This window comes from Treponema sp. OMZ 805 (assembly GCF_050937395.1).
Classification (GTDB): Bacteria; Spirochaetota; Spirochaetia; order Treponematales; family Treponemataceae; genus Treponema.
The window spans coordinates 146,495-173,017 of record NZ_JACCLP010000005.1 but is presented as its reverse complement, the minus strand read 5'-3'; the positions used below and the strand labels follow the sequence as shown (position 1 = coordinate 173,017).

18 protein-coding genes and 2 tRNA genes are annotated in these 26,523 nt (G+C 45.3%); 12 read left to right on the top strand and 8 right to left on the bottom strand.

What is annotated here, in order from left to right; all coding sequences use genetic code 11:
* Both HGH47_RS06180 and HGH47_RS06175 read left to right on the top strand, forming a co-directional pair.
* Positions 1–487, top strand: a 487-nt coding sequence (locus HGH47_RS06180; RefSeq protein ID WP_432911023.1) for an ABC transporter permease, incomplete at its 5' end; no start/stop codon positions are given.
* A 292-nt stretch (positions 488–779) separates the two neighbouring features.
* Positions 780–2,003 carry an ABC transporter permease gene (locus HGH47_RS06175; RefSeq protein ID WP_432911019.1) on the top strand — a complete coding sequence of 408 codons (1,224 nt, stop codon included), beginning with the start codon at positions 780–782 and terminating at the stop codon, positions 2,001–2,003.
* A 322-nt stretch (positions 2,004–2,325) separates the two neighbouring features.
* Here the strand turns inward: HGH47_RS06175 and HGH47_RS06170 are convergent, their stop codons facing one another.
* The 5 genes from HGH47_RS06170 to HGH47_RS06150 form a co-directional block, all read right to left on the bottom strand.
* On the bottom strand, positions 2,326–4,458 hold the full coding sequence (locus tag HGH47_RS06170) for a methyl-accepting chemotaxis protein (protein ID WP_432911017.1): 2,133 nt from the start codon (positions 4,456–4,458) through the stop codon (positions 2,326–2,328).
* 211 nt (positions 4,459–4,669) lie between these two features.
* Positions 4,670–5,362 carry a hypothetical protein gene (locus HGH47_RS06165; protein ID WP_432911015.1) on the bottom strand — a complete coding sequence of 231 codons (693 nt, stop codon included), beginning with the start codon at positions 5,360–5,362 and terminating at the stop codon, positions 4,670–4,672.
* 4 nt (positions 5,363–5,366) lie between these two features.
* The gene (locus tag HGH47_RS06160) at positions 5,367–6,536 is read right to left on the bottom strand and encodes a hypothetical protein (RefSeq protein ID WP_212566028.1); all 1,170 of its coding nucleotides are present in this window, start codon (positions 6,534–6,536) and stop codon (positions 5,367–5,369) included.
* A gap of 26 nt (positions 6,537–6,562) precedes the next feature.
* The gene (locus HGH47_RS06155; RefSeq protein ID WP_432911012.1) at positions 6,563–10,066 is read right to left on the bottom strand and encodes a tetratricopeptide repeat protein; all 3,504 of its coding nucleotides are present in this window, start codon (positions 10,064–10,066) and stop codon (positions 6,563–6,565) included.
* Entirely contained in the window at positions 10,059–10,802 is a 744-nt protein-coding gene (locus tag HGH47_RS06150) for a tetratricopeptide repeat protein (RefSeq protein ID WP_432911009.1), read from the bottom strand. Before HGH47_RS06150 ends, HGH47_RS06155 begins: the two co-directional genes overlap by 8 nt.
* 34 nt (positions 10,803–10,836) lie before the next feature.
* On the opposite strand from HGH47_RS06150, the gene HGH47_RS06145 reads away from it, so the two are divergent.
* The 7 genes from HGH47_RS06145 to HGH47_RS06115 all read left to right on the top strand — a co-directional run bounded on the left by HGH47_RS06145 (position 10,837) and on the right by HGH47_RS06115 (position 18,534).
* A complete protein-coding gene (locus HGH47_RS06145) occupies positions 10,837–12,207 on the top strand; it encodes a tetratricopeptide repeat protein (RefSeq protein WP_432911006.1) in 1,371 nt (456 codons plus the stop codon).
* Between the two features lies 1 nt (position 12,208).
* Complete coding sequence (locus tag HGH47_RS06140) at positions 12,209–12,886, top strand: metallophosphoesterase (protein ID WP_212566032.1); 678 nt, start codon at positions 12,209–12,211, stop codon at positions 12,884–12,886.
* A complete protein-coding gene (locus tag HGH47_RS06135) occupies positions 12,876–13,931 on the top strand; it encodes a ribonucleotide-diphosphate reductase subunit beta (RefSeq protein ID WP_212566033.1) in 1,056 nt (351 codons plus the stop codon). Before HGH47_RS06140 ends, HGH47_RS06135 begins: the two co-directional genes overlap by 11 nt.
* An 8-nt stretch (positions 13,932–13,939) precedes the next feature.
* Complete coding sequence (locus tag HGH47_RS06130) at positions 13,940–15,319, top strand: MATE family efflux transporter (protein WP_432911003.1); 1,380 nt, start codon at positions 13,940–13,942, stop codon at positions 15,317–15,319.
* 369 nt (positions 15,320–15,688) lie between these two features.
* Positions 15,689–15,762: transfer RNA gene (locus HGH47_RS06125), tRNA-Asp, on the top strand.
* 75 nt (positions 15,763–15,837) lie between these two features.
* Positions 15,838–15,909: transfer RNA gene (locus HGH47_RS06120), tRNA-Pro, on the top strand.
* Positions 15,910–16,128: 219 nt separating this feature from the next.
* On the top strand, positions 16,129–18,534 hold the full coding sequence (locus tag HGH47_RS06115) for a helix-hairpin-helix domain-containing protein (protein WP_432911000.1): 2,406 nt from the start codon (positions 16,129–16,131) through the stop codon (positions 18,532–18,534).
* A gap of 102 nt (positions 18,535–18,636) precedes the next feature.
* Here HGH47_RS06115 and HGH47_RS06110 read toward each other — a convergent pair whose 3' ends face one another.
* Positions 18,637–19,080 (bottom strand): lipocalin family protein, encoded by a 444-nt coding sequence (locus tag HGH47_RS06110; protein ID WP_212566036.1) that lies wholly within the window; start codon positions 19,078–19,080, stop codon positions 18,637–18,639.
* A 313-nt stretch (positions 19,081–19,393) separates the two neighbouring features.
* On the opposite strand from HGH47_RS06110, the gene HGH47_RS06105 reads away from it, so the two are divergent.
* The 3 genes from HGH47_RS06105 to HGH47_RS06095 are packed head-to-tail and all read left to right on the top strand — an operon-like array spanning position 19,394 to position 22,749.
* A complete protein-coding gene (locus tag HGH47_RS06105; RefSeq protein ID WP_230974573.1) occupies positions 19,394–20,368 on the top strand; it encodes an omptin family outer membrane protease in 975 nt (324 codons plus the stop codon).
* A gap of 11 nt (positions 20,369–20,379) precedes the next feature.
* Positions 20,380–21,876 (top strand): RNA polymerase factor sigma-54, encoded by a 1,497-nt coding sequence (gene rpoN / locus HGH47_RS06100; protein ID WP_230974574.1) that lies wholly within the window; start codon positions 20,380–20,382, stop codon positions 21,874–21,876.
* A gap of 3 nt (positions 21,877–21,879) precedes the next feature.
* Positions 21,880–22,749 (top strand): hypothetical protein, encoded by an 870-nt coding sequence (locus HGH47_RS06095; protein WP_253676224.1) that lies wholly within the window; start codon positions 21,880–21,882, stop codon positions 22,747–22,749.
* A gap of 93 nt (positions 22,750–22,842) precedes the next feature.
* On the opposite strand, the gene HGH47_RS06090 is transcribed toward HGH47_RS06095, so the two are convergent.
* Together HGH47_RS06090 and HGH47_RS06085 are read right to left on the bottom strand one after the other, a co-directional pair.
* Positions 22,843–24,234: an ADP-ribosylglycohydrolase family protein gene (locus HGH47_RS06090; RefSeq protein WP_212566039.1), complete on the bottom strand. Its 1,392-nt coding sequence runs from the start codon at positions 24,232–24,234 to the stop codon at positions 22,843–22,845.
* A 482-nt stretch (positions 24,235–24,716) separates the two neighbouring features.
* On the bottom strand, positions 24,717–26,399 hold the full coding sequence (locus HGH47_RS06085; protein WP_212566040.1) for an ABC transporter substrate-binding protein: 1,683 nt from the start codon (positions 26,397–26,399) through the stop codon (positions 24,717–24,719).
* Between the last annotated feature and the right edge of the window lie 124 nt (positions 26,400–26,523).

Here is a 26,523-nt window from a genome sequence, read left to right as displayed (position 1 = left end):
CGAATATGCAAACAGTAAAAATACGGTGCGGATATGGTCGGCACAATCGATGCAAAAGCAGATTCAGAGCAGTCTTGCGATGATTGCCGCCGTGCTATCCGGTATTGCAGGGCTTTCGCTGTTGATAGGCGGTGTCGGCATTATGAACATTATGCTCGTAACCGTTGCGGAGCGGCGACAGGAAATCGGCATCCGTAAAGCAATCGGCGCTACGACGGGGGCAATCCTTTCGCAGTTCTTAACGGAATCGGCCGCCATCAGTATTGTCGGCGGCGGTATCGGTCTTGCAGCAGGTTTTTTAATCAGTCTTGTCGCCGTTACGCCGATTTTATCTCAGTTCTCAGGCGGTAGCGATGTTGTATTATCGTTCAATATGCGCGGAGCATTGCTGGCGTTTTTAATTTCCGCAGGAGCAGGTATTTTCTTCGGGCTGTACCCCGCATGGCAGGCCGGCAAACTCGATCCCGTCAAGGCGCTGGAGGAATAAGTGTACATATAATCTACGGTGTTTGCCGAACGGCAAACTCGGAATTAAATTAAGACACACTATTTGTGTGGCTTAATTTAATATTCCTTTTGTGCAAAATTTTGAATAAAATTTTGCACTATTTTTAGGGAAGAAGGGTAAACACATCAGAGCAATAAGTTCAAATACCGCAGAATAAGGGAGGTTGGACGGCCATTTGAACCGCAAAGAGGTTCAACTCTGGACGGACAGCCTCACTTATTCTGCGGGCGAACACTACTAGAATCTGATGCGTTTACCCTGAGGATCAGCTATGTTAGAAGATTTTATCAATGCGTTCGGTAATTTCCGCAGTAAGAAATTGCGGACGGTACTGTCGCTTTTAGGTATTGCAATCGGTGTTACCGTTGTTACGGTTATCAGCAACATCGGCAGCTCTATGCAGATCAGTATGGCAAAATTATTCAACCTTGATGCGATGAATATGATCCAAATTGAGCCGCGGTGGGATTTTGATAAACAAAAGAGCCATATCAAACTGACTGAAAAATACCGCGAAGCACTGGAAAAAAATGTACCGCTTGTAAAAAATGTATTTTACTCAGGCTTTTTCAGCGCAACGGTTTCGCATAATTCATTTTATCTGAAAAATCAGCGGATAGTCGGCATCGAATACGGTGCGCTTGAGGCAAACGGGTACGAATGGTCTTATGGGAAGAGCTTTAGCCTTGATGATTTTGCGAACCGACGGCACAAGATTATTCTGGTTGAAGATGAAGCAAAGGTTCTGTTCCCCGAAGGAAATGCGGTTGGAAAAAGGGTTACACTTACCGTTCCGTATAATCAGGGGCGCCAGTTTATTCCATTTTCATTTGAAGTATGCGGTGTTGTAAAGCCGCGCAATCGGTTTTCCAATATCGGTTCTTTTATGGTGCCGCGGTCATTTGTTGCAGAGGATATGGGTATCGGCAAAAACAATTCGGATATTGCTTCGGTGCAGATTTACGATCCGGCATATATTGACGAAGCAACGGCGCAGATAAAGGCATTTTCCGATTCGTTTGCCAAAACAGAAAACGCCTTATGGACGTTTTCGGAAAAAGATCTGATGAACCGGATCAATTCGCAAATCGGGCTTGTCAGCGTCGTGCTTACGGTGATCGCGGTTATGTCGCTTTTGGTCGGCGGCATCAATATTATGAATATTATGCTGGTTACCGTAACAGAGCGGAAAAAGGAAATCGGTATCCGCAAGGCACTCGGCGCAAGTGAAGCGGTAATACGCAATCAGTTTTTAGTTGAGTCCGCGACGTTGAGTTTGACGGGCGGGATATTCGGTATGCTGCTTGGCGGAGGGCTTAGTATGCTTCTGGTACAAACAGTTTTTCAGTCCGATAACTTTAAGATGGTCTTTAGCCCGAATATTAGCGGTTCGGTTATTGCCTTTGCCGTGTCGATAACCATCGGTATTTTCTTCGGTCTCCGCCCTGCAGTTAAAGCCGCGCGGCTCGATCCGGTTAAAGCCTTGGCGGATTGATTGATGATTCGTGCGGATTTGTGACAAGCGCAAATCTCGTGCCTGTATGAAACCACCGCCATCCTCGCCCAAAAATGCACATCCTTGTCCATTTTTGGGCTGCAAGTTTGCATTGCAAACTTGTTACTGCGTGGAACCACCGCCATCCATGGCGGTACTGATATGTGTTATCGTGAAAATCATAACTGCCTGGCTTTTATCTTAGAACCATCCTTGGAAATAAAGCGGGTTCTTAGGGCAGAGCCCTAAGTCGTCGTTTTTCTTTAGATGGGGTCATAGGGGAAGACTTTTCTTTTTATCGAAAAAAAAGAAAAGTCTTCCCCTAATTGATTTTGAATTTCCCCACCTCTTGCGCCAAATGCTCAATACTGGTTCTATTTTGCGCTGTGATAGACACGACTTCTTCTACCGCATTGGTTATTTGTTCGGCGCCGGAAGCAATTTCGGTCATGCTGTCGGTCGTTTCCCGTGTAATTTCCGCTAGTTTTTGCATCTCTGCAGCAATTTGTCTACCGCCTTCAAGCATTTCTACGGAAGCGGAACTTACCGCTTTCGTTACCTTATTGATGGTCTCGATGGCCGATAAAACTTGCGATCCGTTCTCCTCTTGTTCATGCATCAGATCTACAATAGAATCTTCTTTTCTCGAAATTTGGCTGATAAGTTCGTACACGTCGGTAAAGGTCTTTTCCGCTTGCATACCGGCCTTGGAAACTTGCTCGATAATTTCCGTCGATTCTTTAATAACTGCGCCTATTTGTTTTCCCTGTACGTTGGATTCTTCGGCAAGTTTTCTAATCTCATCGGCAACAACGGCAAAGCCTTTGCCTGATTCTCCTGCGTGAGCTGCTTCGATAGCAGCATTCATTGCTAAAAGGTTTGTTTGACTTGCAATATTCTGAATTACCTGACTCGCTTCGAGCAAGGCTTCGGAGCGTTCTGCAATTTGTTTAACAATCTCATTTGCAGTCCGCGCTCCATCTTTACCGATTTTCATTTGACCGTATGCGATTTTAATCAATTCATCATTTTGAGCGAGCGCCTTGTTGATATGAGTGATATTCTCAGCGGTCTGTGTTATTAACGCCGAAGACTGCGCAATGCTTTCCGACTGCGTTGTAATTCCTTCAACGAGCAGGCTTAATTTTCCTTGAATTTGCTCACCGGTCGCAGCCGTTTCCGTTACACCTGTTGCTTGCATTAAAGCTTTTTCTTTTACCGTTGCAACATTACTGCCGATTTCTTTTACTGCGGCCGCCGTTTCTTCCATATTGCTTGATAAGTCGGAGCCGATGGCAGTCATTTTATCCGCCTCTTCTGTTAAGACGGTGAGCATACGGTGGGTATGCTCCGTTGCCGTATTCAAATTGATCATCAGCCGTCCGATTTCATCGTTGCGTTTTATCGTTATGCGGTCGGTAAGATCACCTGCCGCAATCTTTGCAAACATAGCCTCAAGCCGTGCAAAATAACGTCTAAGTGCCCGGGAGGCAATAATTGCCAAAGTGAAATAAATAACAAACATCAGTAGTCCGATGAGGAGCATAATTCTGACGAGCGCATAAAACAACGAGAGAATTTCCCTTTGTTCTACAATGATAATAAGTTTCCATCCTAATTCGGGAAGCGGAAAGATATAGGCTTTTCTGTTTTTTCCATCCACTGTAATAGAAACAGTCCCTTCCTTTTTTTGAATGATTTCCGAGAAAGCAGCATTGACATCTCTTAGGTTTTTAGAATTGAATGCGCTATGGGTTGCATCCGCTAAAATCATTCCGTCATCCTGTACGAGCATACAATATCCCGTATCTCCAATTCTGATACTGCTGATAAACGATGTTAAATCCGTTAAATTGATATCCACACCGACACACCCTAGCAATGCACCATTACTGTCTTTTACAGCCTTTGTCACCGCTACGACGGGAGTACCATCTGTGGCAATATATACCGGTGTGATAACTATATCGCCGTTCGCTTCTGCCGCCTGTTTATACCATGGTCTTTGGCGGGGATCGTACCCTAGCTCATCTTCTCCAGTCCATGAAGATGCTATTCCACCCCATCGGGTTCCCATATAGACATCTTGAAACTCGGTAAAACTTTTTTCTATAATTCTAAACAGTGTTACAAGCTCCCGCTCCGATCTTCCGGTATGCGTATATATTATTCCCGATTTTTGCGCTTCTATCGTATAATTGTAAATAGTTTCATCAGCGCCTTGTACGGCAGGATGGGAAGCAAGCATGGTTACAACGTTTTCGCCTTTTTGAATGAGGAGTTTGATCGATTTTTCGATATTGAAAAATTGTTGAGCAGTAAACTCATTAAATTGTTCGGTATTTCTCTTATAAAGCTCATAGCCGACAACAGCGCTAATAAAGCTGATAATCGAAATGATCGTTATAGTGATTGCCCGCAAAAGCCTAAAGCGAATGGAAACAGCCTTTTTCATGGTAAATCTCCTTTTATAGGGAATTTTTTTCGATAAAAAGAAAATCTCATTACTGCTTTTCTTTCATGTTTAAGAATGGACATTTTGATAATATGTTTGAAAATACGAGATGGTATAGATACCTTTCACTCATATCAAGCTTTCCTTGTTAATTCTTTTTATTATATACCATAGTTAACAATATCGTCAACTTAAATATTCAGAAAAGTAATTACGGCAGCGGGAGCGGTGTACTGAGAAAGCCGATCGATTGGTCTGTATTTTCTCCGAAACACTGGATATATCGCGCATCCGTAGGTCTATTTTCGAGCGTTTCAAGCGATCCGTTTTGCCGGTCGCCACCGTTCGGTTGTAGTTGATACACGGAAAGCGGTTGTAAATCGGCGCTCAGCATAATCAAAGAATAGGATGCGCACGCTGCACTATCGGTAATGTGTAACGTCCATTGCTCATTTTCCAGCGTAAATTCAAAGGGTAAGAAAGTGAGTATCTGCGGCGCCGCTTGCAGTGAAAAGGCGGTCTCCGTTTTATTCCCACCCAAATCGGAAGCGGTAAGCGTATATTGCCCTGCGGGGAAAAAACGGCGAGGATATTTGAACTTATTTGAACCTATCCATTGAGCATTCTTTGAATATGCTGCTTCCTGTAAAAAAACGGTATTTTCCCGATGGCAAGACCATTCAAGACCGGTAGCATCTTCGCGTAACGTCAAGTCTTTATAATCGTTTCTTCCATCGCCGTCTTCAAGTAATACAAAAGCAGCCAATCGCTCCGTCACGGTGCCTTGTCGGTTATAGCTGTATATCCGCTGTTTTTTTACAAGCGTAACGGATGGTGTATTAAATGAACAGGCCGCCGACAATAACACGACAAAGAACAGACACGGAAAAGAAAAGCGCTTCATCGGCCTAGAACATAAAGGAAAGATTGACAACCGTCAGATCGGAAGCGGCTTTGTTTGCACTGGATTCAAAGTGTACATTTCTACTTTCGCATTGCTCGATTAAATATGAAATATAGTACATTCCAAGACTGCAAATATCCGAGCCTTCCGGTAGCGCACGATAAAAATCAATGAGCGAATTTTTATTAATATCCGCTTTCTTCATGTCGTTTATACTTGCTTTTATTGCTTCCGACGAACTCGCTTTTGCTTTGTTGTACACTGAAATCTGCATCTTTCCCTGTGTCCCGATAGAAGTGGTACTTCCTCCTCCGATTTTCCATGAAACAAAGACTTTCTCTTCCTTCCTTCTCAGTTCGGCAATAAGTAATTGGCGAACTTTCGGATCGAAAAGCGCGTCTTGAGGATCTTCGATATTCGGGAAAAGCTGCTTTGCCTCATTTCGCATATTCATGTTTTCTGCGCTTAAAATCAACTCCATCAGCACAAGCGAGATATATTCTGCTATTTTGGTTTTGTCGATATATTCATTCAAGCTGGTACGGATTGTCCGTATGATGAGGTCAAAATTCGGAGCTGATTTAAACTTGGTAATGATAAACCAAATAAACGGCCGGAGATTATTGAGGAATTTTTCGCTCAAGAAGAGCTTCATATTTTTATCTGCGGGGGAAAGATCTTCTTTACTGATAAAGGCAGACAGCGGAGCAAGAATTTCTTTCTTTGTTGTATAGATGAGTTCTTCATTTTTCTTTAAAATCGCCGCCAAATAGTGTTGATTGATGTGCGTTTTTTCATCGATAATATTTGCAGGGTTCAATCTATTCCATTTTTTTAGTACCGGTGAAGCTAAAATCTGTTTAAATATGAACATATCGTACTGACGGTATAATAGAGAAAATACAATCAATTTTGACAAGTCCATAATTTCTTGGCGTAAAGAAACCAGTTCAGACTGTGAAATTTCAATCTTTGAAATATAGTTTGCGAGGATGAGGCGTTGAATGTTATCGGGGACAAAAGAATCCAAAGAGATTCCATACTCTTCAACATTCCCTGCCAAGGTAAATCGCAGCAGCTTTTTATTTTGCTTAATAAAGAAAGTTGAACCTTCCTGCGTTAAAACCAACTTAATAGGAAGATTTAATAACCGTTTCTTTTCTCCTGATGCCATAATCGTTATCCTCGCCTTACTATTTTTTAGAGATTAGCCAATAACTTTTTAACTTCGGCTGCATTGCGATAATTCGGTTTTTGCTTAAGTAACTGCTCAAAAATCGCCTTTGCCTCCGTTTTATTATCTAGACTAATATACACTTTTCCAAGCTCATAGTAACTATCCCATGCTTGCGGATTTATTTTGATGATAGCCTGATAGGTGTCGCGCGCATTTTCTTTTAACCCGGCTGATAAGTAGACAGCTGCAAGATTTTGCCGTGCATCGATATCTTTCGGCGTAGCTTTTATCGCATTTGTATAATAATCGATAGCTTTTCCGTACTGATTTTTTAGCCCGTAGAGCTTTCCTAAATTCATATTCACTTCAAAATTTGAAGGCTCCGCCCGATATGCGGCTAATAGATGCTGTTCCGCGCTATCAAGACGCCCTGCTTCAAGCTGAATCCGCCCAAGGTTGATACGAGGCTTGCTATAGTTTCCGTCAGCTGTAACTGATCTGCTGTAGTAATCCTCGGCTTCGCGCAGCCGATTGTTTTTTTCGAGCGCTAATCCATACGTGTATAAGAAGCGGGCATCTTTATCGTTAACAGCTAATGCTTTTTGGGCATTTTGCAACGCTTCTGCCGCCTTGCCGAGTTCAAGTTGTACCGCAGCAAGGTTATAATACGTTACCGGATCGGCATCACCGAGCGTTAACGCTTCTTTAAAATAGCGCTCCGCTTGTTTTGCATCCTTTTGTTTTGAATACACTTGCGCCATCTCTTTTAAGGCGGAAGTATTTGACGGTTCCAACGCCAGCGCTTTTCGGTAGTTATTAATCGCTTCACCGTAATTGCGCTTTTTATCCTGCATACGGGCTATTTCAATCCATGCCCGAACGTAATCCGGCTTTAACGCAGCAGCTTTTGAAAAAGCCGTAAGGGCGGCATCATTTGCATTCATAATCTTATGCGTCATACCGAGATTGAAAAAAGCCGCTTCAAATTGCGGATTTGATTTTACCGCTTGCTCAAAAGCGGTACGTGCCTGCGGATATTTTTTCTGTGCAAAATACTTTCTGCCCAACTCATAATTGTATTGAGCATTTTGCGGATCAAACCGACGGGCTGCCTCTAATTCCTGCACTGCAAGCGCCGCATTGTTTTGGACATCTGCAATTTGAGCATATATATAATGAGCCTTTGCGTCATCGTTTTTAGCTGCTATCGATTTCTTAATATAACCGGATGCCTCGTTCAGCGCTTGAGTTTTATTAGCCGGCGATGCCTTTGAAAGCGACTGCATAGCCTCCGCCATTTCGCGGTACTGCTCAGCTGCAAAGACCGCATCACCGGAAGGTATTTGTCCCGCCGCTTTACTGAAAGCGCTTTGCGCTGCGACAAAATTACCGGCTGCAGCGGCTTTTTTTCCTTGCTGCACCAGTGCGTCTACTTCGCGTTTTTTAGTTAACAGCTCCGCTTGTGCTTTTTTGGCGGCCGCAGCTTCGGCTGCTGCACGGGCTTGAGCCGCCGCTTGTGTGTTTGCATTATTTGCCGTATTAGCTTGGTTCGCCTTATTCGCTGCTGCATTGTTTTTTTGCGGTGCAGCTGGTTGTGTTTGCCGTGAAGCAGCCGCATTTGTTTGCTGTGCGGTCTGCGGTTTTGCAGAGGGGCTTGTTTGCGCTTGCAGCGCCGACTGCGCATCGGCAATTTTTGCAGCTAAGGCTTGTGATTCGGAAGTATTCTTTGCTGCGAGTCCCTTTTTGATATACTCATCGGCTTTTTTCAATGCACCTGCTTTTGTCTGCTTATCCGTTGAATTTTCCGCCAAGCCAAACATTGCGTCAGCCATTTTGCGGTAAGATTTTTCTGCAAAATCATTATCTTTAGGCATAAGGCGGCTTGCTCTGTCCAAAGCAAGGATTGCATTATTCAGCTGTTTACGCTGTGCTGCGGCTGTCCCTTGCGCTATAAGGTTTTCTACCTGTTTGTGTGCAGCGGTTTTAGGCTGCTCTTGCTCTTTGCGCTGCTCTTCGGCTTTTTTCTGAGCAGCGGCTTTAGCAGCCTGTTCCTGCTGTTTACGCTGCGCCTCGGCTCTTGCCTGTGCAAGCCGCTCCTGCTCTTTGCGCTGTTCTTCGGCTTTTTTCTGAGCAGCGGCTTTAGCAGCTTGTTCCTGCTGTTTACGCTGCGCCTCGGCTCTTGCCTGTGCAAGCCGCTCCTGCTCTTTGCGTTGTTCTTCGGCTTTTTTCTGCGCGGCAGCTTGGGCAGCCTGTTCCTGCTGTTTACGCTGCGCCTCGGCTCTTGCCTGTGCAAGCCGCTCCTGCTCTTTGCGCTGTTCTTCAGCTTTTTTCTGCGCGGCAGCTTGGGCAGCCTGTTCTTGCTGTTTACGCTGCGCCTCAGCTCTTGCCTGCGCAAGCCGCTCCTGCTCTTTGCGTGCATCGAGTATTTTAGCGTACAGATTGCGGGCGCCGGAGTTGTTCTGTGCGGCGAGCGCTTCTTTAATATAGCTTTCGGCTTTATTTAGCGACGTCTGTAAATCATTCGGATTTGACAGGCGCTGTGCAAGATTGAGCATTGCATCAGCCATATCCATGTATGAATCGCTTGCGAACTGTTTATTGTCCGGCATCGCGGCTGCCGCTTTATCGAAAGCGGATATAGCGCCATTCAGCTGCCGCTTGTTTACGGCATTCTTCCCTTGTCCGATCAGTTCCACAACCTGCCTTCGCTGCTGTTCCGCTCGATCCTCTTTGCGTGCGCGTTCTGCCGCTTGTTGTTGGGCTAACAGCGCCTGCTGCCGTTTTGCTTCGGCCGCTTTTTGGTACTCGTCTATAATATTACTATAAAGCGCACGGGCATCCGTATTGTTACGAGCTGCAAGAGACTTCTTTATATACCGCTCCGCCTCATCGCGGGCTTTTTGAACGGTTTGAGCATCAGGCGCTGTTTTCGATAATAAAAAGAGTGATGATGCCATATCGTAATACGAGACCGCTTCAAAATCTTTGTCATCAGGCATCGCTTCATCAGCATGTTCAAAAGCGGTAAGCGCATTGTCCAGCTGATTTTTTTGAGCGGCGCTTTTCCCTTGCACAATGTAGTCGCGTACTCTATTGCGCTCTTCTTCAAGCTTTTGATTTCCGGTTGCCTGTCCCGTTTCCTGCTCCTGTATTCCGCGGTTAAGCGCAAGCGCATCATCACCGAACACTCCCGGATAGGGATTGCCTGTTCCGTCGTTACTTCCGTCTTGAGCGCCGTATTGTTTTGCAAGACTTTCATTGGCAGCTTGTGCCGCCAAAAGCCGTTCCTGTTGTTCCGGAGTGAGCTCATTGCCGTCATTTTCGGATACAAAAAAATCGTTATTTCCTAAAATATCGGAGGATTGCCCTGAAGCTGCTCCCATACTGCCGCCGTTCAGTTCATTTTTTGAAATCGGTACATTATTTGTCCCTTTTCCGCCGAAAATAAGAGAGTACCCGCCCCAAATTAAAAGACATAGTACAATACCTGCTGCCGTTCCGATTAAATATTTGTGTAAATCATTCAAGATTATAGTCCTCCGAATAGTCAAGCGTTTCATCCGAACCGACGGAAAGAGAAGAAGCATTATCTACCGATTGTAAATTTGCATTTATTTCATCTTGTAGCTTTTTATACCGATCCTCTGCAGCCTTTCGCTCCGCTTCTTCCGCCAGCTTCCGCGCTTCTTCTTGCATTCGAATCATTTCCGCTTCACGCTGTTCCGATTCTAAAAGAGATACCATACGCTGAATTGCCTGTCTTTGGGAAGTAGCGGGGTCGAGATTTAAATAAAATTTATAATCTTCCAATGCTTGCGGATATTGTTCCAATTTAATATAGGTATTCGCTCTATTCAATACTGCCGGCGGATAGGCGCGGCGTGCTGCCAGCGCTGCGGTATAAGCCTCTTCCGCTTCGGTAAACCGGCTCTGTAAAAAGTAGACATTTCCCAGATTATAGGAGTAGAGATAGGCTCCCGCCGTATCTTTACTTTTGCCGGCCAACAGCTGCTGTTCGGCCTCAGCATATTTACCGAGGCTGATATAGCATACACCCAAATACAGATTGATTTTAGGATCGCTCTTTCCTTCCGCCGCCGCCTTATAGAAAAGCGGAACAGCCTTATCCGGTTGATTATTCAGCAGCAATTTCTTTCCCTGCGTTAAAGCATCCTCCGTAAAGCCTGATGTGAGAGCTGTTAACAGATACATAATGATCGGAATTAACTGCCGAGCCGATAGTATACGGCAAATACGCTTCATTGACATTACCTCTCAAAAATTATACCATAAAATTATGTCTTTGTACCTTATTAGTTTCATTAGTGTTCTTGCTTTTTTCATTCTATTACTCGCTTTTTTACTGATACGTTCGATTATTTCACCGAAAAAAACAGCTATAATAGAAAAATATATCAATGCCGGCAAGTATGCGACAGCAATTAAACGGGCAAAAGCTATTATAGCAAAAAACCCGCGTGATACGAAAGCCCATTATCTTCTTGGAAAAGCTTATTTGGCCGACGGTCGTGCCGAACTTGCATTGATGGAATTTAAAACCATCAGTAAGGCGACCTTTGAATCGAAAGCGCAAGAAAAAGAATTCCGAAATTTAACGGCACAGCTGTATGAACGCTTTCAACAACATACCGAAGCCCTTGCCGAATATGCGCTGCTGATAAAACTCGATCCCCAAAATGCGGAATATTATTATGCAATCGGACAGCTTTTTGAACAACTCAATAAAACAGAACAAGCTATTTTTCATTACCGACAAGTGATTAGCCTTAATCCTAAACATGCTGCGGCTCATGCAGCGCTCGGATTACTTCTGTTCCGCAATAAGTTGATGAGCGAGGCAAAACAGGAAATCGCTACCGCATTGAAGCTTGAACCGGATAATACAACTGCGCTGTACTATCAAGGGCGGCTGCTCCGTGAATCAAAAGAATATGCGCAAGCGCTGGCTTCATTTGAAAAAGCAGCCCGCAATGCGGATCTTCGACAAAAGTGTTTTACCGAACGCGGTTTATGCTATCTTGATGCAAACAGCCTCGAGAAAGCCGCTTTTGAATTTGATCGCGCGCTTAAACTTACAACTGCAAAAAATACGAATCCCGATACGTTGCGGCTCCGTTATGCGGCTGCGGCATGCTACGAAAAAATGAGAGACCTTGACAGGGCTATTGAACAATGGGAGATAATCCACACGGTAACGCCGAAGTATAAAGATGTTGCGGACAAACTGAACCAGTATCGGGATCTCCGTTCAAATGATTATATGAAGGAATATCTTACCGTCAGCGCGGAAGCGTTCCTCAAACTCTGTAAAGCGGTTACGGAACAAGCCTTTGCGCTTTCGGTTCAGTCTCAAAAAGAGATTAAACAAGGCTGTGCGATTATCGCATTGGAAGATAACTCCGAAAAATGGATGAATGTACGCAAGCAGCCCAGACTCTTTATTTATTCGCGGGATAGCGACATCATCGGTGATTCTTTTTTACGCTCGCTGCATGAACAGATGAAAACTCAAGGGTTGGTGCGAGGTGTCGTTATTACCTCAAGCGGTTTTTCGCGAGCTGCATTGAGTTTTGCAGAAAATCGGCCGTTTGAATTAATCGATAAAGACAAACTGGAGTCAATCCTCAAAACAATAAAAGGCATATAGCATGAAGATCCTCTGTGTTTCCGATCAAATTGATCCGCTCATTTACAGTGTCAATATCAAAGAGCGGTATCAAGATGTCGATCTGGTGATTTCGGCAGGGGATTTACCGATGGAGTATTTGGAATTTATCGTTTCATCGTTGAATAAACCGCTCTTCTTTGTGTTCGGAAACCATAATCTTAACGCATTGCCCTATTATCACAAAAAGTTTAGGACGAATGCAACGCTGCAATCCATTGCGGAAGAGCGGACTGAAGGATACGGTTCAACCTATCTCGGTTTTACCACACGCCGAGAGGGCAATGTGCTTTTTGCAGGAGTTTCGGGAAGTATCCGGTACAATAGCGATATCGGGCAGTACACCGAACATCAAATGAAGATGCAGTTGCTTGCATTGGTGCCGCGCCTCATTTACAACAAGCTGCGTTACGGACGGTATTTAGATGTGTTTGTCGCTCATGCGGCGCCCTTCGGTATTCACGACCGTCCCGATCCGTGCCATGTAGGGTTTAAATGCTTTTTATGGTTCATAAAAAAGTTTAAGCCGCGCTACTTTTTACACGGGCATATTCATCTTTACGACTTACAGGCGCCGCGGGTAACCGTCTATGAAAACACAACGGTTATCAATGTGTTCAGCAATTACCTGTTGGAAATAGGAGATTATCATGATAGATAACAAAACCGTACTTGCCCGTAAAAAACTTTTTAACGAAACAGGTGACATCGAAGTCCATTTACGGAAGATGATAGGCGGTAACACTACCAACCTCAACGATTTTAATAATATGAAATATACATGGGCGAGCGAGTGGTACCGGCAAGCGATGAATAACTTCTGGATACCGGAAGAAATCAATATGAATACCGATGTGCAGGATTACCGCAAGCTGAGTCCCGCGGAAAAAACTGCCTACGATAAAATCCTGTCCTTCCTCATTTTTTTGGACAGCATCCAGACGGCAAACTTGCCGAATGTCGGGCAATACATCACCGCAAACGAGGTGAATCTCTGCCTTACCATTCAAGCGTTTCAGGAAGCAGTGCATTCGCAGAGCTACAGCTATATGCTGGACACTATCTGCTCCCCCGACGAGCGGACAGCCATCCTCTATCAATGGAAGGATGATGAACATCTGCTCAAGCGGAACAAGTTTATCGGAGACTTATACAATGAATTTCAGGATGATAAAAGTGCGCTGGCTCTTTTGAAGGTTGCCGTCGCCAATTATATTCTGGAAGGGGTGTACTTTTATTCCGGCTTTATGTTTTTCTATAACCTTGGGCGCAACAACAAGATGCCCGGCTCCGTGCAGGAAATCCGCTACATCAACCGCGACGAAAACACACACCTGTGGTTGTTCCGCTCGATTATCCACGAGCTGCAAAAGGAAGAGCCGCAGCTGTTCACTCCGGAAAACAACGAGCTGTTCCGCAGCATGATCCGCGAAGGCTGCGAGCAGGAAATTGCGTGGGGGCATTACGTTATCGGGGATGACATTCCCGGCCTGACCCGCGGCATGGTTACCGACTACATTCAATACCTCGGCAATCTCCGCTGCGAAAACCTCGGCTTTGAACCCTTATACGAAGGGCACCGCGAAGAACCCGTCTCCATGAGCTGGGTAAGCCAATACAGCAACGCGAACCTCATCAAAACGGACTTCTTCGAAGCAAAGTCTACGGCTTATGCAAAATCTTCCGCGTTAAAGGATGATTTATAGAGCAGAAAATGCAATTTAAAAGATTTTCGCTTGGGCCGACTCATTTTTATCGGCGAGCGCTTGGATTTGCCATACCGGTAATGATTCAGACCTTTGTGCAGAGTCTCGTTTCGCTGATTGATAACTTTATGGTTGGCGGTTTGGGCGACATCAAAATGAGCGCGGTCAATATTACCAATCAATTCACCTTTCTCTTTTTGGTAACAGTCGGGACATTTGCAGAGACGGGTGGTATGTTCATGTCGCAGTTTAACGGCGCAAAAGATACAAGCGGAATGCAGCAAACATACCGGTTCAAGCAGATTATGATGCTGGTCTGTGCCATGCTTTTTACGGTATTCTCATTCTTCTTTTCGGGACATATCCTCGGTTTTTTGGTACACGGAAATCAACAAGCGCCGGAAATCGTAGCCGAGGGACAGCGGTACTTGCACATTATCCTTCTTACTTTTATTCCTATTGCCTTTTCCACCGCGATTACATCTTCCCTGCGCGACATCGGCAAAGTCAAGATCATTATGTACAGCGCGATTATCTCTACTTTGATCAACACCTGCGGAAACTACATTTTGATTTACGGCCATTTCGGGGCGCCGCGGTTGGAAGTAAAAGGCGCTGCGTATGCAACGCTGGTAGCCCGCTGTGCCGAAGTTGTTCTACTGCTTATCTATGTGTATGTCAAAAAGCCTGCGTTTTACGTACGGATTACCGCGCTGTGGAAAGTACATTGGCCGCTATTTATGCAAATGGTTAAAAAACTCGGACTGGTGTTTGCCTCCGATATTTCGTGGGTGGGCACCGAAACGATTGTTGCCGCGCTGTATAATAGCCGCGGCGGGGCAGAAGTGGTCGCAGGCATGGCTGCCGGTTGGACGATTGCAAATATATTCTTTTTAATCTTTCCGGTTATTTTTACCTGCGTGCGCATTATCGTCGGCAGCTCACTCGGCCAGAACAAATTGGACGAAGCCCGCAAGCAGGCACGGTGGTTCCTTTCCGGCTTTTTTATCTTCGGTATTTTTGTCGGTATCTGCGAAGCTCTTACCGTTTTTATCATTCCGATTGTGTTTATCCGGCTTTCCCCAGCCTCACATATCATCACACGGAACCTCGTATGGGTTATCGCGCTTTATATGCCGTTGTGGTCATACCTTAACACGCAGCTTGCGATTTCCCGTGCCGGCGGCGATGCGCAGCTTGGCGCATGGGTGGATATCAGCGTCAACTCAATCGTATTCCTACCGGTGATGATTATCTTTACCTACTGTACTGCGCTTTCGCCCGTCGCGATGTTCGGCCTTGCAAAGCTGAGTGATTTTTTGAAGCTGCTCATCGCCGGTCATCAATTAAAAAAAGAGCGGTGGGTAAAGAATTTGACTGTTGCGTAAAGGTTCATAAAAAGCAATACGGCGCAGCGCGGAATACAGAGGTATCCACTTTCACACGGAGCAATTACGTTCTTTCGTTCTGCAGTATGCCTTCTTCTTCTTGCAGGAACTGCATCGAATAGAGTTGATAGTAGTGCCTTTTTTTGCAGCAGCGTCTTTGTCGTCTTCGCACCTTGAATATCTTCGTTGTATGCAGCCGTGAACTGTGCATTTGCCGCCCGTACTCTCCGCTGTGCCTTTAATATCTTTGTGCGCAGGTAGATGCCCAATATTCTTTTTGTCAATACCTCTTGCAATTTATATAGAGAAATTTTTTTGTAATTTTCTCTTGACTTTTTATTCCAAGCAGTATATTATTACCGCCATTACGGGGGCGTAGCGAAGCTGGTTATCGCGCTGGCCTGTCACGCCGGAGATCGCGGGTTCGAGCCCCGTCGCTCCCGAAGAAGCTCACCGCACAAGTGGTGAGCTTTTATTTTATATTTTATTTTATAATCGTTAAGATATAATCACACAAACGGGCAGTAGCGCAGGGGTAGCGCGCTTGGTTCGGGACCAAGAAGTCGGGGGTTCAAATCCCCCCTGCCCGATAATTCCTTCCTGTATATAAACTCGAGTTTTGGGCAAAGGCGGGCACATTTATTACGCCGTAAATGGTGAACCGGCATAATATACCTCTATTTCAATACCTTTAATTGTTTCTTTGTCGGTTTCGAGGTTTAATGATCGACTTCTCTATAATTGATTAACGGGACATTATTTCTCCTCTCCTCTTTAAAAAAAACTAAAAATCCGCTATACTCGCCCGCATGGAATTAACGCAAGAATTTATTGACGGTCTTGTTGTGAACGAGATCGACATTATGAAAAAGGTTGCGGAGGAGCTGAATATCAGGATGCAGCAGGTCTCCGCAGTTATCACATTGGTCAACGAGGGATGTACCATTCCCTTTATTTCCCGGTATCGTAAAGAAATGCACGGTTCGCTCGATGAGGTGCAGGTTCGGGATTCCGATAAATTGTTTAAGTCGTATGTCAATTTGGAAACGCGGCGGCTGGAAATTGTGCGGGGTGTGTTTGCAGCGGGAAAGCTGACCGAGCTGCTCTATGACAACATTATGAAGGCATCAACGCTGGCAGAGCTTGAAGATATTTGGGCGCCCTTTAAAAAGAAGAAAAAGACACGCGGTATGCTGGCTGTTGAACGCGGTTTGCAGGGCTTAGCGGATTTAATGAAGGAATTGGAAGAAGCGGAACTGGTAAAACGGGCGCAGGAGTTTGTTAAAACCGATTGCGAAGACGAAACGCTCAATGTGCCGACGGTAGAGGATGCGCTTGCAGGCGCTTCCGATATTATCGCAGAAGAAACGGCACAGGATACTGAAAACCGGAAAGCGGTACATGATTTCTTTATGGCAACCGGTCTTTTTGAAGTGAAGGGTATCGGGGATGAAGAAGCCCAGAAAACCTCCGTGTATCAGATGTACTGGGATTATTCCGAGGCGCTCAACCAAATTAAGCCGCACAGGGTACTGGCAATTAACCGCGGAGAACGCGAAGGTGTTTTGGAAGTAAAAATCAATGTTGATGTAGACGAAGCGGTTGCGCGGGTACAGAGCCGTTCGGTACAGCACAACAAATACCATAGTGAAGCGATTGCAGACGGGGTTGTGCGGCTGCTCAGCCCCGCAGTCCTGCGCGAAATCCGCAGCAACCTCGGCGAAGACGCCGACACCCACGGCATTACTATTTTTAGCGAAAACTTAAAACACCTCTTGATGACGCAGCCGATTAAGGGAACCCGCGTACTTGGCGTAGACCCCGGTATTAGAACCGGCACCAAATGCGCCGCCCTCGACGAAACCGGCAAGTACCTCGGCTCCTTTGTGATTTATCAGCACAAAGCGGAGGAGGCAAAAGCAGCGCTCCTCAAAGCGGTTAAGGACTATAAGGTTCAGCTGATTGCAGTGGGCAACGGAACAGGCTCCCACGAGGTGCAGGAAATCGTCTCCGACATTATTAAAACGCATTGTCCCGAGGTACTGTTTACCGTAGTTGATGAAGACGGAGCCTCCGTGTATTCCGCAGGAGATGTGGCGCGCGAGGAGTTTCCCGACTTGGATTTGACCATCCGCGGTGCTATCTCCATCGGGCGGCGCTTGCAGGACCCCCTTGCAGAACTCGTCAAAATCGATCCCAAGTCTATCGGCGTCGGACTCTATCAGCATGACTTAAACCAGAAAAAACTTTCAGAAGAGTTGGATGCTGTTGTCGGTTCGGTGGTAAACAACGTCGGCGTTAATTTGAATACCGCAAGCGCCTCGCTTTTAAAATACGTGTCCGGCATTACGAGCGGATTGGCGAAAAAAATTGTCAGCCACCGCGAAAAAACCGGCATCTTTACCGACAGGGAGCAGCTCCATAATGTCAGCGGCATGGGGCCGAAGACCTTTGAACAGTGCGCCGGTTTTTTGAAGATACCGGAGAGCGCCAATCCGCTGGATAATTCGTGGGTACACCCCGAAAACTATCCCGCAGCAGAGGTTATCTATCAGATTGTTCGCAAAAACGAACCGGTAACCAAAGAGGTACGAATGGAGTTGCAGGAAAAGTACCGGCTCGGCGAGCAAACAGTCAGCGACATTATCGAAGAGCTGAAAAAACCGAACCGCGACCCCCGTGAGGACTGCCCCAAGCCGATTATGCAGCAGGGCGTTCTTTTGTTTGAAGACCTCAAACTTGGTATGACCGTGAAGGGCAAGATCAAAAACGTTGTGGACTTCGGCGCCTTTGTTGACCTCGGTATTAAGGAAACCGCCCTGCTGCACATCTCCGAAATGAGCGACAGCTTTGTTTCCGACCCGCTTGAGGCAGTAAAGGTCGGCGATATTGTGGAATGCCGGATTATTGCACTTGACGAAGCGCGCCGCCGCATCTCACTCAGCCGGAAAAGCGAAAGCGGGGCACAGGGAAAGCTGACCGCAAAGCAAAAGGCGGAAGTAAAAAAGATCACCGTAAAAACCAAAGACGGAAAAACCGTTGCGGTTAAAACCGCGAGCGGCGCCCCTGCCGTACAGGGGGAAAAACACCTAAGCCACCGCGGAGAGCGGCAACCCGCACTCCGTTCGGAGCGGCGCGTTGCAGAAGCCCGCCCACGGAAGGACGACGACGGTACAAAGTATAATCCCTTTGCAGCATTCTTTAATAAGAAGTAAAACAAAAAAATCCCGATAAAAGAGAGTTTCTTTTATCGGGATTAGTTCATGAGAAGACACGTACCCTTTAGATATCTAATGAGTACGCGCAAACAGGTGCGCTTACTTTGCAGCTTTTTTTATGTCCGCCGCAGAGGGGCTTGAGACTTTCTGCAGTTCGAACTTTGCAGCTCCTGCAAGACTGGGAATACTAAGTTTTTTCGCTAAATCTGCAGAGATATCCAATGTCATCTTTTCGCCTTTTAATGTATATGGGAAAGATACTGCATCGGTGTCACCTTTGATAGTTATGTCTTTTTTACCGATAGTGTAAGTCCCTAGTTTTGATGCCGTCAATGTGAACATTTTCATTGCAGTGTATGCATTACCGTCGGAATGGAAGCAAAAATACATCTCACCGGGAACAGGTATACTTGCCCCCGTTGCCGTTATTTTTTCTACCTTCCACACGGTATCGGCTTTCGGCTTACTGCCGCATCCGGTTACCATCATTATTGTACCGAACAGTACAACACACAGAGCCATTGCTGAAACAATCTTTTTCATTGTTTCCTCCTTAAAAGTAATATAGTTATCGCCGATTGTACAAACTGATACGTTGTATAGCCGTTACAGTAAAGGCTATACAGCCGTAAAACGCCGGACAATTTGCACGGTAACTTTCTTCCATAATACCTCTCCCCCTTTTAAAAAGTCAAGTAACTTTTATAATTTTTCGCTCAATAGCTTTTTGATTTTATCATGCGCAGTATGTCAGGATATTGAGTAGATTAAAAATTAAGGTTATAGTTTCGTTATGCGGTCGTATCGCTTTTTATTACTACCAGTTATAATCTTTTTCTTATTCTCGCACATAGTTTTGGCACAAGATGCAAAACAGCTTGAAGATTCCGAAAAGGTAAAAAAGTTTCCGGTAAGCGGATTTATTGCTTTTTCGGTCAACACCATGATTGCCGAAGGTCACGAATATGTTTGCGATTATGATGCAATAGTAAGTGACCTAAAATGGCCGCTTACGCCTTCGGCCTCGTATACGCTCTATGGCGGGTTATATCTGCCTAAAGGCATTCACATCGAAGGAAATATTTCGTTTATGCAGCCGATGTCTACCTCCTCCATGACCGATTCGGACTTTGAAGGAATAGACGCAATACCTCCACAGACAGGTATCACAAAATTTTCAAAACACAACTGTACGATTGTTGGTGGGTTAAACTGGACAGCAAAACTCGGGTTACAGATGCAGATGCCGCAATCTGCTGCAATGCGGAAAGTCGGCATTGCAGTGACGATAGAACCAATGCTCAGTTTTTACTCCTCAACAATCAGCTGGCATTCCTACGGCGGCTATTTGCAATACGCGAAATTGAAACCGAACGGAATGTATGAACCGTGGACTGAAGCATTACCTAAAGTACCGCATACCGGACCGGCAGTATCGTATCAACAACACGTAATGATGCCTGCAATAGGCATCGGTTTTGAAACAACTTTTCCGCATAACCTGACGCTTTTATCGGACTTTCACCTTACTCCTGATATTATGGCTTTGGCAGAAGATATCCACCATGGTCGTAATGTACGATTTGTCGATATTTTGGGCGGGGGCTGGGCAATGCACGGCACTATCCGGTTAAATTGGAATTGTCTACCGTTCTTTTCAGTATTCGTTAATCTTTTTTATCAATACTGTATTACAATGGAAGGGTACAGCCTTCTTTATGACAGTATCAAAGCGCCTAAACCATATTCCTATACACAGCCCAATACTGCAGGCACTTCTTTACACGGCTGCACCTGCTCAATCGGGTGTACCTTTCGAATAGGCCGATAACGATGCAACAGATGGGGCAAACGCTTGGGCAACGGCTTGAGCAGCGGATGAGTCAAAGTCAAATCCAATCACTCGATGTATTGGCAATGCCGACTGCCGAACTCCGTGAAAGGATTACAGAAGAGCTTGCTGAAAATCCTGCCTTGGAGCTTGTCCGCGGAACACAGCAGCCCTCTGTGCCGTCAACCGGTCAGACAAAATCAATCGAACCGACAGATTCATATTACCGCAATGAGCGAACATTGTCAGCGTTTTCGACAGAAGCAAGCGATGCGTTCCAAACTTTTTTGGAAAACATTCCGGCGCCTCAGCATCAGAGTTTGCAAAGCCATCTTTTGGAACAACTGTTTGTTCTCAAGATCGAGCCGCTTACCGCTTCTTTTGCCGAACGGATTATTGAGAATTTGACAAATGACGGTTTTCATGTTGTCCCGCTCAACGAACTTTTTAAAGCGGAGCTCTCTAAAAAAGAAAATGAGAAAGAATATTCTTTTACACGGCATAAAATATCTCATGCATTATCGGTTGTTCGACGGCTTGATCCTATCGGGTGCGCAACGCAGAATTTTAAGCAATCGCTTTTGGTGCAAGCAAAGATTTTATTTCATGACAAGATAAAAATCGATCCCGTTTACGCCTATACTATCGATATATTAGCGCATCATTTTGCCTATTTGGAAAAAGCCCGCCCGTACTCCCTTGTTCGTGCCGTCAATGAGGATTCAACAATCGCTTATAAATTGACCCAAGAAAATGCAGAGGATATTCTTGCATTGATTGCTTCGTTAAATCCTTTTCCAGGAAGGGCATTGACAATGGATATAACACCGGATGAATATATTATTCCCACAGCCTTCATCGAACAGAATGATCAGGAATTTACTGTAAGAATAAATAATCTTGAAGTGCCGCTCCTTACCGTCTCACCCGAATTTCAGGACTTAATAAGCCATACCAAAGATACAGCTGCAAAGACCTACATTAAAGAGCAGATACAAAAGGCAAAGGCTTTTATTGGGAGTTTAAATCAGCGAGAAAAGACAATTATAGAGGTATTGCGTAAAATAGTGTCAGCACAAGAAGCGTTCTTTTTAACCGGAGATAGACGCCGATTGGTTCCACTTACTCAACAGCAGATAGCGAGAGAACTGGATATCCATGAATCTACGGTATCGAGGACGGTTGCCGGAAAATATGTGCAATGCCAATGGGGTACCTTTGAGATACAATACTTTTTTACTAATTCCGTAGCAGTAAAGCTGCAATCGCAGTCCAATGCTTCTTTGCAATCAGATATTTCCGCATCGCCCGGGATTTTCGCGACGAGGGAAGGGGTTAAAGATTGTATCAAAGAGCTGCTGACCGAACACGCTGCAAAAGGATCAAAGCTATCGGATCAAAAAATTTCCGACTTATTACAGGATAAATACGGTATTGCCGTCGCTCGCCGCACGGTTGCAAAATACCGAAAAGAGCTCGATATCGGCTCATCATATAATAGGACATAGCAAATGAAACTAAAAACCATCATTTTCTTTTTTTGCGCTATAGTGTTTACGTCTTTTCTTTTTGCTCAGACGGAAAACACGGTTCTTCCCGATCCCAATAATCCTGATTGCATTTATGAAAAAGCACAGCTGGGCGAATGCTTTATTCACATGGCAAAAATTACCAACCCTTCAAAGGGTTCCGCTCCGGCGGTTGAAGTGCTTTTTAATTCCGATTTTAGGTGGGAACCCTGCAGCCCCGATGACGGTTGGGGACGGGAAGGTAAAACATATCGCTACCATGAAGAAGAAGTACCCGGTACCGCTGTCTTTTTTAGCATCACTAATAAGCTAAACGACGTAACCTATTACCGCATAGAGGGTGTTCATCCGTTCGATTTACCTCTGTATGATGCTCCTGCTGAAGCGGAAACGCTTCAACGGTTTATTTTCTTTAAATTTACCGCCTACGCAGCGAAGGGAAGAAGCTTTGAAAACTATCTTAATAATTTAATGTGGGCGGTAGACACCAACACGAAGCTGCTTTACTCGTATGGAATGCCGAGTGATTATAAAAAAATAATCGGAAACAATTATATCCCACAAAACTGGCTGCCTTATGAAACACATCCGAATACCGTTGATGCAAAGCTAAAATTTTATGAGTACGATCCTATCGGCTTTATTTCTCTTGAAAAAGACTATAATTTTTTAGGGGTAAAAACAAACGTGCATTTATATGATTGGTGGAATGAATCGGTCGGCGCAGGCTCTTCTATGAAAACGGTAAAACAAAAGCGTTTTATGCCGCGTCTTTCGGACGATGCGCTTGAAGACTGGACAGTCCGCGATGTCTCCAAGCCGGTGCGCTCACCTTACCGGCGGCCGTCTTGAGGGGAGACTCCTCTGAACCGTTGTTCTCTTTTGCACCGAAAGCAAACATAGACACGTTTAGCAGTACAAACAGACTGACACACATAGCCTTTTTCAGACATCCTCTAATTGTTTTACAACCGATACGGTCTTGTTAATAAGTTCTTGCAAACTTACCGTTTTATTTCCCCGTAAATAGGTTATAATTTCATCATCAAAAGGATCCGTCCAGTGCTCTTCGATTCCTCGTGTGCCTAACTTTGCACCAAGCGCAGCTCCCAGCTGTGCGGCGTTACAATCGACATCTTGACCGCACATTGCAATATAGTGCATAACATCGTTAAAATTATCTTTGCCGAAATACAACGCAACCACCTCTGCCGCCGCATTCGGATACGCATGGATCCAGTTATACCGCTTATATTTTTCTTCGCATGCGGCCCATGCCTCATAAAAATCATTTTTTTTCATACACTGTGCTAATGCAAAGTGAAGCACGGAAGCATATTCCGAATCCTTAGGGATACAGGAGACTGCTTTTTCCAAACATCTCCGCATAGGCTCTTCCCCGTATGAAAGGCTGACCAAAACGGCATTAAACACCTCTCCGAGGATTCCATTCCCGTGGTGCGAAATTTCCGCATCGCGCCATGCAAGTAGTGCAGCCTTATGAGGATTTAACGGGGCTACCTGACCGCATACGGCGCCGCGCATCTGTGCGCCTATCCATTCACGGTACGGATTCCTAAACATACCGCTTTCAGGGGGATACATCCCTCTGCGTAAATTATCCAATGCAACCTGTTCGGCAGACCAGCCGCAGGGTATTAACTCCAGCCATTGGTCGGCAATATCGGCGCTTGTCGGTATCCCCTGCACTTTGCAGCACGCCTCCAGAAATGCTATCTCGTATGTTATATCATTGTTGTAAGTATTCGGGGTACGCACATAAGTACGGATTTCGCCGAATTTTTTTTGCAGCTGTGCCGTTGTATATCCCTCAAGCGCCGTTCCCAAGCCTCCGCCGCATAAACGACCGAGCCATGCCGCCTTTGTTTTATCGTACAACACAGCATTTGGTACTGTTTCTGTGGCTGCTTCGGGAAACTCGATTACTTTTTCATATTCACTAAAGTTTTGATACAGCTTACTTTTCCAATAGTCGCTTGAAGTATCGCTCGGACACATAAAAAGGATATTAAATATGCGGGCAGTAATCCTTTGCAGCGCCTTCATATCATTCCGCTTTAGTGCGGAAAGCCCCTCCGGAAACAATTCCTCCGCGGCACTTACATCGCACCCCAGCGCTTCTATGGACTGGACTGCCGCAATCACCAGGCTTTCAGGAGCATGAGAGCAGGGCGTATGGCTTGCCCAATACATACGAAGTTGATCGTCCGCCTGCTTTTCAGCAGCATTCGAAGCTGCCCATGTTTGCTCGTCTTCTGACAATACCACGGGAACAGCATTTTTTGTTAAATCGTAAATATACTCCCACGCTTTCATATCATCCTCACATCGGCTCTAACTTTATGAAAACATTTTTAGAAAACATTTTCATAACTCTATATAAAGGATATCCCCGAAATTTCCATCTGTCAAATGTTTTTATCGCCCTTCCAGTTATCGTCCAAACAGCCAAGCCATCCCTTTTTTCCGTTAGCCCCGCAGCCGAAGAATGTACGTCCTGTACTTCTCTGCCGATGTACATCCTTGTTACATCGGCAGAGAACAAGTTTTGTGCCAAAACTTGCTACTGATTTATTTCCCGCCCATCCGTGGGCGTTCTGACGACGAGTTCGCGTAGCGAACTCGATACTGCGTGGAACCACCGCCATCCATGGCGGTTTTGCGCAGCCAACGCTTTTGAAAATAGACGATGCAGATACAAGGAGCCTAGCCGAAATAAAGCGGAGGCGTACTTGTTGTACGTCGAGCATTTATTTCGGCGTAGCGACAACGCAGATGCGTCGTATATTTTCAAAAGGCTACTTGTATTGTCGATTATACGCCCCCTGCATATTCTCAAGAACTGCAGACAGTTGGAGCTTATCCAAATTCTTTAGATAGTTATCCCATTCCGTATCGCTGTTGATATCCATGGTACCGACCATGAATTTAACGGCGCTCTGGCGGATATAGTTGGCAAGCTCTTGCTTCACTGTAGAGAATTTTTCAATTTCTTCTGCAGTGTACTTTAACGGCGGCACTTCTTTATTGACATCCGCATAGGGTTTATACAGATTATGAGTTTCATCGTAGAGAACTTTCTCAAGGTTTTTCGGCGCATAGTAGTCGCCGCTGAGGTCAACAGCCTGCCCGAGCCGGAAGGATGAGATTTCAGCAATGGTTTGTCCTTGAATAAAGGTTACATTCTGCGGGTCTTTGTCGTTCCACGGTTTCAACTGCTTCCAGATTGCTTTTTGACCGTCCAAACCGACATCACCTTCTGCTGCCCATGCCCATGCATCCCCTTCATTGCCGTACTTCTGCTTAAGCGTACCTTCGGTACTGTACATATAGTCAAAGTAACGGAGAATTGCCTCGGCATGAGGTGTTTTGGCTGAAAGAACGAGCGCGCCGGTTCCCGGTACGGACAAGAAGTTTACGGCTTCGCGTACTCCTTGCGGTCCCTGTAACGGTGCAATAGCTTGGAAGTGTAAGAAACGTTCTCCGCTTAATGAAGAGAATTGACCTCTCCAGCCGCCGGCGACAAAGCCGACTACCGGTTCTGCAGAGCTTTCAACAAGCTGTGTCAGTTGACTTGAATCTTGCGTAAAGGAGCCGCTGTAAATCAAGCCTTCTTTATAGAGTTTATTGATAAATTTTAACGCTTCGCGGTATGCGGGTTTATTTACTGCGGTATCGACTTTTTTATTATCAAGCAAATAACCGGTGTTTAATTCCGCATCGGCAGAAATATTGGTATCAAGGTCGCAGTAGATAAACGAGTTGATGATAAAGCGTTCAACCTGATCATTCCAACCGATAATGGAACCGGCAAGCGGTATTTCATCTTTTTTACCGTTACCATTGGGATCGTTATCGCGGATGGCAACAAGTGTGTCATAAAACTCATCGATGGTTTCCGGCACTTTAAGTCCGAGTTTATCGAGGAAGGGCTTGTACACAAACATCTTCGCTGCATTCGTACAATGATAGCAAACTTCCAAACGAGGCAGCGAGTAAATATTACCGTCTGTCATGGTCATAAAGCCCATTGCGCCGGGGAAATCCTCTAGGGCTTTCGTTAAATTGGGCAGCGTACCGTCGGAATAGTATTTATTAAGCGGCATAAATAATTTTTCTTCCGTACCGTAGGTTGTTTCTTCTTTAAAACCGATACCCATACCTAAGAAAGCGTCAGGCAAATCGCCGCCTGCAAGGGTAAGCGGGAGTTTTTCCGACGCCGCTTGTTCAGGTACCATAATCCAGTTTACTTTAACGCCGGTTTTCTCTTCCATAAATTTGGAAAATTCGTTCGTGTTAAAATCTTCAACACAAGGCGGCTGCGCAACCATAATATTCACGGTAATAGGTTCAGTAACAATGGGGTATGTTCCTTTAGGCGTATACTTCCCTTTTTCCGCAGTTTCCGATGCCTTGCATCCGCTGATGATAACGCATGCAATAAGCGCCGTAGCGCATACAATACCGGTGATCCTTTTCATATTTCCTCCTTCAATAAACCTGTTCGGAAACTTCTGTTTCTGAACAGGTTACCTTGAAATGCGATGTTCTAAATCGTGCTATTTGTGCGATTTAGAACTCGTCGACCTATTCGAAAACGAAAGT